General features: G+C 62.9%; 12 protein-coding genes and 1 pseudogene. All 13 read right to left on the bottom strand.

Annotation, left to right across the window (positions count from 1 at the left end; genetic code table 11):
- Window positions 1-12: 12 nt before the first annotated feature.
- The 13 genes and pseudogenes from N436_RS24010 to N436_RS24070 all read right to left on the bottom strand — a co-directional run bounded on the left by N436_RS24010 (window position 13) and on the right by N436_RS24070 (window position 11,500).
- Window positions 13-1,305 carry an NAD(P)/FAD-dependent oxidoreductase gene (locus tag N436_RS24010; protein WP_105947672.1) on the bottom strand — a complete coding sequence of 431 codons (1,293 nt, stop codon included), beginning with the start codon at window positions 1,303-1,305 and terminating at the stop codon, window positions 13-15.
- On the bottom strand, window positions 1,298-1,975 hold the full coding sequence (locus tag N436_RS24015) for a peptidase S8 and S53 subtilisin kexin sedolisin (RefSeq protein ID WP_110742116.1): 678 nt from the start codon (window positions 1,973-1,975) through the stop codon (window positions 1,298-1,300). Before N436_RS24015 ends, N436_RS24010 begins: the two co-directional genes overlap by 8 nt.
- The gene (locus tag N436_RS24020; RefSeq protein WP_110742117.1) at window positions 1,965-3,698 is read right to left on the bottom strand and encodes an ABC transporter ATP-binding protein; all 1,734 of its coding nucleotides are present in this window, start codon (window positions 3,696-3,698) and stop codon (window positions 1,965-1,967) included. Before N436_RS24020 ends, N436_RS24015 begins: the two co-directional genes overlap by 11 nt.
- Window positions 3,699-3,701: 3 nt before the next feature.
- Window positions 3,702-5,612: a sigma-54-dependent Fis family transcriptional regulator gene (locus N436_RS24025; RefSeq protein WP_105947588.1), complete on the bottom strand. Its 1,911-nt coding sequence runs from the start codon at window positions 5,610-5,612 to the stop codon at window positions 3,702-3,704.
- 294 nt (window positions 5,613-5,906) lie between these two features.
- A complete protein-coding gene (locus N436_RS24030; protein WP_105947587.1) occupies window positions 5,907-6,143 on the bottom strand; it encodes a hypothetical protein in 237 nt (78 codons plus the stop codon).
- Window positions 6,144-6,645: 502 nt separating this feature from the next.
- Window positions 6,646-6,744: pseudogene (locus N436_RS28820) on the bottom strand (curli production assembly/transport protein CsgG); the annotation flags it as partial.
- A 295-nt stretch (window positions 6,745-7,039) separates the two neighbouring features.
- Window positions 7,040-7,969 carry an RHS repeat-associated core domain-containing protein gene (locus N436_RS24040; protein WP_256590022.1) on the bottom strand — a complete coding sequence of 310 codons (930 nt, stop codon included), beginning with the start codon at window positions 7,967-7,969 and terminating at the stop codon, window positions 7,040-7,042.
- A 227-nt stretch (window positions 7,970-8,196) separates the two neighbouring features.
- Complete coding sequence (locus N436_RS24045) at window positions 8,197-8,433, bottom strand: hypothetical protein (protein WP_105947587.1); 237 nt, start codon at window positions 8,431-8,433, stop codon at window positions 8,197-8,199.
- Between the two features lie 502 nt (window positions 8,434-8,935).
- Window positions 8,936-9,787, bottom strand: coding sequence for a CsgG/HfaB family protein (locus N436_RS24050; RefSeq protein WP_110742119.1), 852 nt, complete (start codon window positions 9,785-9,787; stop codon window positions 8,936-8,938).
- A gap of 34 nt (window positions 9,788-9,821) precedes the next feature.
- Complete coding sequence (locus N436_RS24055; protein ID WP_105947584.1) at window positions 9,822-10,235, bottom strand: curli assembly protein CsgF; 414 nt, start codon at window positions 10,233-10,235, stop codon at window positions 9,822-9,824.
- Window positions 10,232-10,627 carry a curli production assembly/transport protein CsgE gene (gene csgE / locus N436_RS24060; protein WP_019097062.1) on the bottom strand — a complete coding sequence of 132 codons (396 nt, stop codon included), beginning with the start codon at window positions 10,625-10,627 and terminating at the stop codon, window positions 10,232-10,234. Before csgE ends, N436_RS24055 begins: the two co-directional genes overlap by 4 nt.
- Window positions 10,624-11,151, bottom strand: coding sequence for a type II secretion system protein (locus N436_RS24065; RefSeq protein WP_105947583.1), 528 nt, complete (start codon window positions 11,149-11,151; stop codon window positions 10,624-10,626). The genes csgE and N436_RS24065 overlap by 4 nt, the downstream gene beginning before the upstream one ends.
- Window positions 11,126-11,500, bottom strand: a complete 375-nt coding sequence (locus tag N436_RS24070; protein ID WP_110742120.1) for a type II secretion system protein — start codon at window positions 11,498-11,500, stop codon at window positions 11,126-11,128. Before N436_RS24070 ends, N436_RS24065 begins: the two co-directional genes overlap by 26 nt.
- Between the last annotated feature and the right edge of the window lies 1 nt (window position 11,501).

Raw genomic sequence — 11,501 nt, forward strand, 5'->3', positions numbered from 1 at the left:
GCCCCGGCGATTTCAAGCAAAACCTTGCTCTCGCAGCCAGCGCCGCACCATCACTTGCTGTTCATCCAGAAGACCTGGCAGCACGACCTCAAGTGCTTGCCCGCCCTGTAGCCTCTGCACCACAGGCGCCAACTCCACCCCCTGCAAATGCCAAACCCCCAACGGCTGATCCGCCGTCACCACCACCTCAGCCTCATCCACCCACCCATCACGCAGTACAGGCCGCCGCTCGACCCGCACCGCGTTCCAATCCGCAGCCATATGCAGCGGCTGCGCATCCGGCCAGCTTTGCCGCCGCCCCCAGAACGGCTGCCCTGCGCGCCCCTGCTCCTGTCCATAGAAATCCCGCCCGATCCGGGCAAAGCGCAAGAACAGTTGTTCGACCCGCTGCTGGTGAAACTGCCGCGCCAGCCCCGCGCGCTCCGGTTTGCGCAACAACGTATTGATCACCACCGGCGCCTGCAACGCCGAAGACAGTGACTGGAAAATCCCGTTGCCCGACAGCGGATCAACGGCCATCGCCGCATCGCCGACCCGTATCCAGTCCTGCCCTACACACTCGCCGGCCAGAATTGCAGTGCTGCTGCGTGCATGCACCTGTGCCGGAACCAGCGCCTGGGCATCAAACAACTCGGCAACCAGCGCGCTGCAGGCTCGCCGCACCACGCAGTAATCCGCCAACCCGGCCTTACCCGGCAGCCCGGCTGCGTCAAGGGTGACTTGCCAGTAACAGCGGCCATCCTCCAACCGCGCCATCCACGCCCAGCCATCCTCCAGGCTTTCCACCGCCGACGCAGGCGCCCCCGGGCTACCCTGCCACACGTTAAGCAGGCTAACCGTTTCCGGCCCACGCAGGCGATCCGGGGCCAGCGGTGCCTGACGGCCTCTGGCCTCGACGAGGAAATCAGCGATCAGCACCTGCCCATCGTCCAGGCGAACATGATGACCGCCCTCGTGCACAACCTCGCGCACCCGCCCCTCGACCACACTCACGCCGGCACGCTGAAGGTCGTCGCGCAGCGCCCGGTCAAAACGCTGTCGATCGAGCAAGAACTCCTGGTTCATTTGCAGGTGCTGGCCATTCCAGTGCACCTGCCGGGTAGCCGGCATGGCCGCCTGGCTCAAGGCCCCGCCAAGGCCTGCATGTCGCAAGCCCTCCAGCACCCGCTGCGAAACCCCTTCAACTGCCGCGAAACGGCGCCACTCCGACACCACCGTCACCGAGTAGCCCAGCCGGCGCAGGCCGATGGCCGTGGCAGCACCCGCAGGGCCAGCACCCAGCACCACAATGCGCGGTTCAGGCATGGCCAACACCTCGTCGCTCGGGGCCGGTATACGCCGCATTGCTGCGCAGCCAGTCGTAAACCTGCTGGCGACCCATGCCCGGCTCGTCACGCAACAACGCTGCAATCCTTCCGCTCAAGGCCGCGCAGCCCAGGCTCGCGCCCGCCCTGCCGCCCGTGCCCACGTAGCCGCCAAAGTCTGCCTGCCGCGTACCCAGCCACGACCACTCGCCCGGGGCGCAGCGGGCATCGCCGGTCACCCGGATCACCCCGCTGTAGCTGGCCGGGTACACCGCCCCGCCTTGCGCCGGGCTGGATGCGCACAACAGCACACCCGCTGCCAACGCTTCGGCGCAAGCCTGGTGTAGCACAGGGCGGTCCTGCTGCAGGCCAAGGCTAAGGTTGACCAAGGTAGCCCCCGCCTCCACCAGCCACAGCAGCGCGGCAGCCACCTGCAAAGCGCTGGTGCTGGCCTGGGCGCTGAACACCTGGGCCACCAGCAGCGGCACCGGCCCAGCCTCACGCTGCACGCCGGCAAGCACCGCGCCGCCATGCCCCAGCTGGTCGGGCTGCAGCCCTCCTTCACGCAACTGGCCGTCTTCCAGCCAGAAACGGCGGGCAGCCAGCAAACCGTTGGCCTGCTCCGGCGAGCAGCCGCTGTCGATGATGCCAACACGCACGTCAGTGCCCATGTTTGATTGCCTCCTGCGGCAGCACCTGCAACTGGCCATCATGCAGTTGCAAGTGCAGGTCGGCATCGGCCAGTGTCGAAGCTCGGTGACTGATCAGGATGCGCGTGCGGCCAGCGAAAAGCTGGTCGATGGCCGCGATCACTTCGCGCTCGGTGGCTTCGTCCACTGCGGACGTCGCTTCGTCCAGTACCAATATCGCCGGGGCCTGCAACACTGCACGGGCGATGGCGATGCGTTGTTTCTGCCCGCCGGACAACTGCTGGCCACGTTCGCCCAGCAAGCCATCCAGGCCCAATGGCAGGCTTTCGACCAGGCTGTCCAGCCGCGCCAGGCGCACGACCCGCTCCAGCTCTGCACGGCTGGCTTCAGGCACACCATAGGCAAGGTTCTGCGCCAGGGTGCCGCGAAACAGCACGATGTCCTGGCTGACCACCGCAATGCGCCGGCGCAACGCGGCCAGGTCCAGGTCACGCAGGTCGGTGCCATCCAGCAGGATGCGCCCGGCGTCCGGGTCGTAGAAGCGCTGCAACAGGTCAATCAGGGTCGACTTGCCCACCCCCGAGGCACCGCTGATGGCCACCTTCAGGCCTCCCGGCACACACACCTGCACGTTGTTCAGTACGGCACCTTGGCGCCCTTCATGGGCAAAACCCAGGCCTTCAAGGCGCAGCTCACCGGGGCCATCGGGTATCGGCTTCGGGTTGTTCGCCGGGCGCACGGCCACAGCCTCCTGCTTCAGCTCCATCACCCGTCCCAGGCTCACGGCCATGCGCTGTACCGCTACATACAGGCCCAGCAGGCTCTGCACCGGGCCTACTGCCATGCCCATGTAGGTGGAAAAAGCGATCAGCGCGCCCAACTGCCAAGTGCCCTGGATCACCCACCAGCCGCCGACCAGAAACGCGCAAGCGCGGCACCAGGAGGTGAGCGTGCCGGGGATGGCCTGGGTGAAGAACTCGGTCACCTGCACTTTAAGCAACTGGCGCATGTAGCCTTGCCCAAGCTGGTCCAGGCGCCCAGCCTCGCGGCCTTGCTGCCCGGACGCCTGAATGAACTTCATCGCCGGCAAAGTCTCAACCAGGAACGACGACACATCCGCCGAACGTTCGCGCAGGTTGCGCACTTCGCGCTCCACCTTGCGCCGCATCCAGCGCAGCCACAGCACTTCTATCGGTACCAACAGCGCCAACAGCAACGACAGTTGCCACGACAGCATCAGCATCAGCGCCACCGCCCCCACCAGGCCGATCACCGCCGACACCGCCGAGAACAGTGAGTCCACGGCAAAGCGCTGGATCTCCGCCACGTCGCCGTCCAGCCGCGAAAGAATGTCGCCCATGCGCCGCCGCCCATAGAACGTTGGCGACAACTGCTGCAGGTGGCGGTAGAGGTCATCGCGCAGGGCAAACAGGATGCGCCCCGACAGGCGCGTGTGCAGGTAGCGGTTGACCCCGGCCAGCACCGTACCCAGCAGGCCTGCGCCGATCATGATCGCCGCCATGTGCCAGAGGGTCTGGTAATTCTTGGCCAGCAGCCCCTCGTCGATCAGCGTCTTGACCAGCCAGGGCTGCGCCAACGCCAGCAGCGAGGCGCCCAGCGACAGGCCCAGCAACAGGCCGATGGCGCGCCGGTGCGGGCGCACGAAACCATACAGCCAGGCCAATGCCTGGCGCATGAGTACAGGGTCGCTGGACTCCACCAGCCTTGCGAACAATGGGCCCATGGTTCAGCCGCGCAACTGTTTGAGCTTGCGGTACAACGTTGCCCGGCTGATGCCCAGGGCCTCGGCGGCGGCCGACACGTTACCCTGATGGCGCGCCAGCGCACCGCGAATCAATTCCAGTTCGTTGTCCTTGAGGCTGCCAGAGGGCGCCGTGCCGCTGGCCAGTTCGTCCAGCAGGCAATCCGTCAGGTGGTCGAGTGTCAGCACCTGCTCACCGTCCTCGCGCATGGCCAGCGCCGTGCGTACCACCATCTCCAGCTGGCGGATGTTGCCCGGCCAGTCGAAGCCTTCCAGCAAGGCGGCCAATGCCGGGTCTAGCGTAACGCCGCGGGCATCGGACTTGTCCAGCAACCCCTGAATGATCGCGGCCAGGTCATCACGCTCGCGCAGCGCCGGCAAGCGCAGCGACACGCCGTTGACCCGGTAGTACAGGTCTTCGCGAAAGTGCTGCTCCTGCACCAGGCGTTTAAGGTCACGGTGAGTGGCGCAGATCAGCGCCACATCGATGTCCTGCTCGTCACCCGCACCCAGCGGTGCCACGCGGCGCTCCTGCAATACCCGCAGCAGGCGCGCTTGCAAGGCCAGCGGCATGTCGCCGATTTCGTCCAGGAACAGTGTGCCACCATGGGCCTGCATCAACCGCCCGACCATGCCGCCCCGGCGGGAACCGGTGAAGGCGCCCTCGCGGTAGCCAAACAGTTCGGACTCGATCAAACCTTCAGGTATGGCTGCGCAGTTGACGGCCACGAACGCTTTGTCGGCACGCGGGCTGGCCTGGTGCAAGGCCCGGGCGACCACTTCCTTGCCGGTACCGGTCTCACCCAGCAGCAGCACTGGCAGGCCATTGCCCAGCCCTTGACGGGCCATGCGCAGGTTGCGCGCCAGGCGTGGATCGCCGCCGGCCAATGCATCGAGCGCGGGAGACTGCTTGCCGAGCGTCGGTTTGCTGGCTGGCGTACCACCATTTACCCGGCCATGGCGCGGCAACTGCAAAGCGCGGAAGTAGAACTCGCCCTTGGCCGTTTGAACGCTGCTCACCCCGCCCTGCCACAGGCGTGCAATAAACGCAGGTGAACGTTCGCCGAGCAGGTCTGTGCTGCGCCGGCCAATCAGCTCATGGCGCGGCACCTGAAGCAGTTGGCAGGCACTGTCGTTGGCGGCCAGCACTTCACCATCCAGGCTCAGCGCCAGCAAGCCGTGCCAGGCGCTGTTGAGGTATTGCGGTCGGCTGTGGAAGGCCAGCACCAGTTGCTCTGGGTGGCACAGGCCGAACATTCGGCTTTCGATGTTGCCGGCGGCCAGCATCAGCGTCGAGAGGCTGTCCTGTGGCTGCGCCATCACCCCTTCACGGGTGATATCGAGCACACCGATCACCTCGCCACGCGGGTCGCGCAGGGGCACAGAGGTGCAGGAGAACGGGCTGAGGCGGTCGAGGTAGTGTTCACCGCAGTTGATCAACGTCGGCCGGCCTTCAACCACGGCCGTGCCGATGGCATTGGTGCCGCGCAGCGACTCGCTCCAGCAACTGCCCGGGTGCAGGTCGCGCAGGCCCTCGCGGCCGAGCACGTGGGTCTGGCCTTCGATGGCCAGCACATTGGCCTTGGCATCGCCAAGGATGACGATGCCCGACTTGCCCTGACGAGCGACCAGGTAGTCCAGTTCGGGGGTAACGGCGTCGACCAGCAGGCGGTTGCGTTCCAGCAACATGCGCAGGTCATGACCCTGCTCCAGGCCCAGGCCGACCTGCTCGCCTTGCAGGCAATCCAGGCCATGGCCCAGGCTGCGCCGCCAGGAGGCGTCGATTTCGTCGCGCAGCATGCCCAACGGCAGCTCGCCCTCGCTGGCCAGCTTCAGGCGGGCTTGGCGGGATTCGTGCAGCGGGTCTTGGGCGTTTGTTATTAGTTGTCGCGCCATTTTCTACTCCGGCTGTACCCCGCGAAGGTGGCGGGGAACGGGCTTGGGAATTTTCCGCAGTGTGCGGGAGAAATCCCTGGCCGTCATCAGGCTGGGGTAGAAGGTGGCATATGGTGACGTTAACGTAAAGGGACAGTGCCGCCGTGGGCAGCTGCGTAGCCTATACCGGCCCCTTCGCGGGCAAGCCCGCTCCCACAGGGATAGCGTGATCCCAAAGGCTACGCAGTACCTGTGGGAGCGGGCGTGCCCGCGAAGAGGCCCTCAAGGCAAATCACAACTGCCGTCGGCTATCACTCAGCTTGCGGCCACGCCCTTCTGCCGGGCCAGTTGCTGCCTCTCCACCCCATCCAGCAACGCTTCCACCACCGCTTTGGCCGAATCCAGCCCATGGTCATTGCTCAACAGCAGATCGCGGCAAGTCCCCTTGGCCAGCTCCAACGCCTTGAGGTTGGTTGCAAACGCCCCCTTGAGCAGCGTGGACAGGTGCACCAGCGCATCTTCGTAGTCCACCCCCGAACGCACGGCAAACAACGGTGGATGGCTGCATTCACAAGTCGAGAAACTGGAGGCCGCCGTGGTGGCGCGTGCGGGAGGATCAGGTAAGCCTTTTGTCATTGTGTCGCTCCTTGATTCACTGGAGCCGCCACACAACGTGACCAAACGAATGGGTGGCGACTGTACGCGGGTTGGTCAACCGGGAATCAAGGAAACCGGCGCGCACGGAGGCGCCCCACGCACAGCCGCCATAAAACGAAACAGCCGGGCACAAAAAAGCGCCAACTGTATCGCAGAGCGGGCGCTTGTGCGCCTTGATGATTGCGGGTGACCAAACCCGGCTGCTGGATTGACAGCAGCGGGCAAAGACTACTGGGGTCAGGGAAGGGTTTCAAGCTGAAGGCATGCGCCGTAACACTTCTGTTGGCTGCACCGGCCTCTTCGCGGGTAAACCCGCTCCTACAGGGATAGCGTGATCTCAAAGGCGACGTAGTACCTGTGGGAGCGGGCGTGCCCGCGAAGAGGCCCTCAAGGTCAATCACGGCTGCTGATTCTGGCTCAGGTACTTGTCCACGGTCGCCTTGCCATCCGCTGGATCCCCCACCACCTGCCACAACCGCCGCTCGATCCCACAAGCGCCAGACGCCTCGGTACCCCAACGCATTCATCTTCGGCATTCTCACTGATAAATCTGCCAGTTCTCCAATGCTGCGTCAGCACCTTAAACTACGCATGTCGCGTCGACTCAGGACTTTGGCACATGGCTATCGATACCTGCTATTTCTATCAGGGATCACAACCCAACGTTATCCGAGAGTTCGTAACGCTTTGCCATCACAGAATTCCTTTCCGTAGGTGGCCGCCCCCCTACAGGATTCCAACTTCCGAAGCGCGCCGATTGGGTTTCTCGGGATTTCGTACAGAGCCTAAGTTCACTCACGGGTGAGGACAGGCATTTCTGGAATATTGGTGCGCACCACTCTATTAATTTGCTGCATGAGGGCAGAGTGTGCACTTTCATGCGATATGAATTCTAGCGCGTGTAATTCTTTTAACCCACTCCACGCGCTTAAGCTACTGGCACCCCTTTCAACATAGTGGCTCAACGCACTAACCACCATGCTATCTGGTATTTTACTTAAATTTTTTCCCCCTTTGTCCCGCGCAGCCGCAACCATTTTGTCCGCGTAACTCTGAGGATCGAAATCTGGGTAGCGGGCTACTTCTTGACTTACCGTCTTCCAAAACTTATGGGGCACTGCCCGCTTCATCTGGCTGTCTGGACCCACCGTAGAGGAAGGCCGAAGCTTGACATTTTTTACGGCTTTAACCATCTTTTCCATAATGGATAGCGGCAGTAAATTTGAATCCCCCTGGATAGCGTGTGACTGCCGGCTTATACCATAAGATTTTTTATATTCAGGAGCGGAAGTCTTGACTGGAACTTTCATCCGCCCGTCAGCGTCCAGATAATTGATAGGATCGCCCTCACAATAGGTGTACGCATTGATCCCACCCGCGCCAAATGGACTTAGCACATCAGCTGAACAGAATCGCATCAGCACCGAGCTGTAGGCACGTACTCCATTGCCAAGCAGATCGTATCCAGACATGACGTCCCGATGCTCACCATTGTAACCAAGGATAGATTCTCTTGATGCAACCTCATCAAAGCCATAAGGGCTATAGCATCGACTGTTCCGCACCTTAATAATGGAGTTTTGCCGATCCACAGCCAGAAGCAGCTGCATTTTCTCACCAATTTCCCCTAACACAAATTCAGCGCCAGCAAATACACTACCGGTCTTGCCAGCAGTCAGCTTGGTAGCTAGTCGCTGCCCCTTGTAAAAATAGCTAGACATCGTTTGCTCCATCGTCAGCCAACCTTTACGAAAGAATTGATCAACATCAACACAGGCGCAACTATCAATAATGTCAGGTCAAAGGTATGTCGCCTGCACCGGCCTCTTCGCGGGTAAACCCGCTCCTACAGGGATAGCGTGATCCCAAAGGCTACGCAGTACCTGTAGGAGCGGGTTTACCCGCGAAGAGGCCCTCAAGGCGAATCACAACTGCCGTCGGCTATCACTCAGCTTGCGGCCACGCCCTTCTGCCGGGCAAGTTGCTGCCTCTCCACCCCATCCAGCAACGCCTCCACCACCGCTTTGGCCGAATCCAGCCCATGGTCATTGCTCAACAGCAGATCCCGGCAGGTTCCTTTGGCCAGCTCCAACGCTTTGAGGTTGGTTGCAAACGCCCCCTTGAGCAGCGTGGACAGGTGCACCAGCGCATCTTCGTAGTCCACCCCTGACCGCACGGCAAACAGCGGCGGATGGCTGCATTCACAAGTGGAGAAACTGGAGGCCGCCGTGGTGGCGCGTGCGGGAGGATCAGGTAAGCCTTTTGTCATTGTGTCGCTCCTTGATTCACTGGAGCCGCCACACAACGTGACCAAACGAATGGGTGGCGACTGTACGCGGGTTGGTCAACCGGGAATCAAGGAAACCGGCGCGCACGGAGGCGCCCCACGCACAGCCGCCATAAAACGAAACAGCCGGGCACAAAAAAGCGCCAACTGTATCGCAGAGCGGGCGCTTGTGCGCCTTGATGATTGCGGGTGACCAAACCCGGCTGCTGGATTGACAGCAGCGGGCAAAGACTACCGAGGTCAAGGAAGGGTTTCAAGTTGAGGGCATTTGTCGTAATACTTCTGTCAACTGCACCGGCCTCTTCGCGGGCAAGCCCGCTCCCACAGGGACCGCGTGATCTCAAAGGCTACGCAGTACCTGTGGGAGCGGGCTTGCCCGCGAAGAGGCCCTCAAGATCGATCACGGCTGCTGATTCTGGCTCAAGTACTTGTCCACCGTAGCCTTGCCATCCGCTGGATCCCCCGCCACCTGCCACAACCGCCGTTCAATCCCCTGCGCCAGCAAGTGCCCTACCGCTGACTCGATTGCCGACAGCACGCACAGCTGCGCCGGTTCGTTGGTGGTGTACCCCACTTCAGCCTCCAGCAGCTTCTTGAACTCGATGAACTTGAACACCCCGGCACTGCGCCCGACCGAGTAGATGGTCTTGCTGGTCATCACGTTGGCCAGCACCTGCCCGGTGCGCACGTCTACCGCTCGCAGGTTCACGGTCACCTGGTCCACCCGGTACTCGCGGGAGATATCGATCCCCAGGTAACGCGCCCCCTCCCCGCCGCTGCGCACGTTGGTGTCGTAGGCGATGATGCCGCCCTCCAGCATCAGGTTGGCGGCCTGCAGCGGTGGCAGCTCGCCCATGATGTTTTCCGGTACATCCGGTTTTTTCTGCGAAGCACGGATGATCTTGCGCTCGGTCAGCAGGTTCTGCAGGCCTTCACGCTCCAGCACCACGAACCAGCCGCTGGCGCTCAGGGCGTCCATCAGCATGCTGGCTGCACCCTGGGTGACGCTGGTGGAGAACGAGCTGGCCGGGGTGGGTTTGTACTGCCCGGTCTGGTCGCGGAAGCCGTACACCACCGCCATCAACCGGCCTTTGGGCCGTGGCATGTTGATCAGGTCGTAGTAGGTCGAGGCGCGCGGGGTCAGGGTCGGGGTTTCCGAGTCCTGTTCGGCCGACATGGGTTCGCGCAGGCTGCAACCACTTTGCAGGCCCAGGGCGGTGAGGATCAGCAGCGTGCTCAGCAGACGTTTCATGGTGTTCTCTCCCCAACAGAAAAGCCCTTCCCTCTCAGGGGTTCAGGCCGCTGACCTCAATGATCGAAATTTCTCCTGTGGCGCGATCGGTGACCTTGATGCTCAAGGCCCCGGAATCGTCGATGACGTCGATGAGAAACGCATCGGTCGCCATGCTGCCGGTGCTGCCGTTACTGATGTTGTCCAGCAACTGCGACAACATCCGCGACTCCAGCTGGTTGCTGAAGCGCTCCAGGGCCGTGGTGCCGGTAAAGGCCGAGGCACGGTCCTTGAGGTCGGGGTCGTCGTAGTCGTTCTGCGCCTGGGCGTTGTTCAGCAGCCAGGTGCCGTTGAGCGGGTTGCCGCCAAAGGCCGGGTTGACCGGGGTGTACACCAGCTCGGTGGCCTGGGCAGCACAGGCGCTGACCAGCAGGCAGGCGGCAATGCAACGGGGTATGCGGTGGTTCATAGCTCGTCCCTCTCCAAGTCGGTGGTGTCCTGTAGCAGGCGTTGCAGCTTGCGTTGAATGATCTGCTGCTTGACCAGGTCGGCGGCTGCAACGGCCTCGTCTTTGAGCTCGGTGGTGTTCGGGGGCAGGAAGCGGCGGTACATGACCTCACGTTCGAACTCCACGGTAACCAGGCTGCCCCAGCGCGCATCCGGGCGTTCGCGTACCACCAGGTTGAAATCCAGGCGGCTGGTGGCCCGCAGGCGGTCGGCGAAGTAGTAGTAAAAGTCGTGGCCGATGTGCGAGATGGTGTTGTCGACGATGAAGCCCTGCATCTCGTCCTCGCTCGAGGCCTTGGCCGACGTGGCCAACACCAGCAGCATGCTCAGGCAGAGTGCGGCCAGGGTATTCATGGCGTGTCTCCCGGGCCGCTGTGGGTTTGCACACCGTCGGCGCCTTCGTTGAAGGCCTGCTCGGCGACGAACTGCCAGTCGCTGTAGTGTTCCAGCCCTTCGAAACCGGTCCACTCGGCGCTGAAGCCACTGCGCTTGAACGGGGTGGCGTCCGAGCGGCTGTGCACACCTGTGATGCGGCCGTCGATCGAGCGCAGCAGGCCCCACTCGTCGCTGTTGGTAATGGGGTCGGGGTAGAGCCTGCGAATGTGCCGTTTGGCCTGCGGAAAGCGGTTGTCCTGCAGCAGGTCGGCCAGGTCTTGCGGATACTGGGCCAGGCCCGGCGAGGCACGGTAGTAGCTGCGCAAGGCCTGGGCGTACTGGCTGCCCACCCACAGCAGTTGGCGTTCTCGGTCGCGCTGGGCGGCGCTGGCCCAGATCGTGCCGGTGGCGGCCAAGGCCACGCTGCTGACTGCAATCAGCAAGAGCACACCCAGGTAGGTGAAGCCGCCGTTGGCCTTACCATTCAGCGAAGAGGCTGCCATCACGCGCCCTCCCTGTGGCACCGCTCTTGATATCGGCCACGCCGCCCGCCACGCCTTCAGGCGGTGGCACCAACTGCCAGGCGTCGCTGCGCTCGGTGATCGGGTCGACCGGGGTGTTGCGCAGGTAGCGCTGTTCCACCAGTTGCTCCAGCGAATCCGGGTAATGGCCGGTGTCGCCGTAGTAGTGGTCCAGCGCCTCGCGCAGCACCGACAGGCTCTGGCGCAGGGTGGCCTCGCGGGAGCTTTCCAGGCTGTTGAAATAGCGCGGCATGGCGATGGTCAGCAGCGTGGCGATGATCGCCATCACCACCAACAGCTCGATCAGGGTGAAGCCTTTGCTGCGTTTCATG

Source organism: Pseudomonas sp. RV120224-01b, from assembly GCF_003208145.1.
GTDB classification, from domain to species: Bacteria; Pseudomonadota; Gammaproteobacteria; order Pseudomonadales; family Pseudomonadaceae; genus Aquipseudomonas; species Aquipseudomonas monteilii.

Bases quoted from the DNA above. Each gene is read 5' to 3' on its own strand.
- N436_RS24050 (WP_110742119.1), bottom strand. From the start codon at position 9,787: ATGAAACGTCTGCTGAGCACGCTGCTGATCCTCACCGCCCTGGGCCTG.
- N436_RS24010 (WP_105947672.1), bottom strand. From the start codon at position 1,305: ATGCCTGAACCGCGCATTGTGGTGCTGGGTGCTGGCCCTGCGGGTGCT.
- N436_RS24055 (WP_105947584.1), bottom strand. From the start codon at position 10,235: ATGAACCACCGCATACCCCGTTGCATTGCCGCCTGCCTGCTGGTCAGC.
- N436_RS24065 (WP_105947583.1), bottom strand. From the start codon at position 11,151: ATGGCAGCCTCTTCGCTGAATGGTAAGGCCAACGGCGGCTTCACCTAC.
- N436_RS24020 (WP_110742117.1), bottom strand. From the start codon at position 3,698: ATGGGCCCATTGTTCGCAAGGCTGGTGGAGTCCAGCGACCCTGTACTC.
- N436_RS24070 (WP_110742120.1), bottom strand. From the start codon at position 11,500: ATGAAACGCAGCAAAGGCTTCACCCTGATCGAGCTGTTGGTGGTGATG.
- N436_RS24025 (WP_105947588.1), bottom strand. From the start codon at position 5,612: ATGGCGCGACAACTAATAACAAACGCCCAAGACCCGCTGCACGAATCC.
- N436_RS24015 (WP_110742116.1), bottom strand. From the start codon at position 1,975: ATGGGCACTGACGTGCGTGTTGGCATCATCGACAGCGGCTGCTCGCCG.
- csgE (WP_019097062.1), bottom strand. From the start codon at position 10,627: ATGAATACCCTGGCCGCACTCTGCCTGAGCATGCTGCTGGTGTTGGCC.
- N436_RS24040 (WP_256590022.1), bottom strand. From the start codon at position 7,969: ATGTCTAGCTATTTTTACAAGGGGCAGCGACTAGCTACCAAGCTGACT.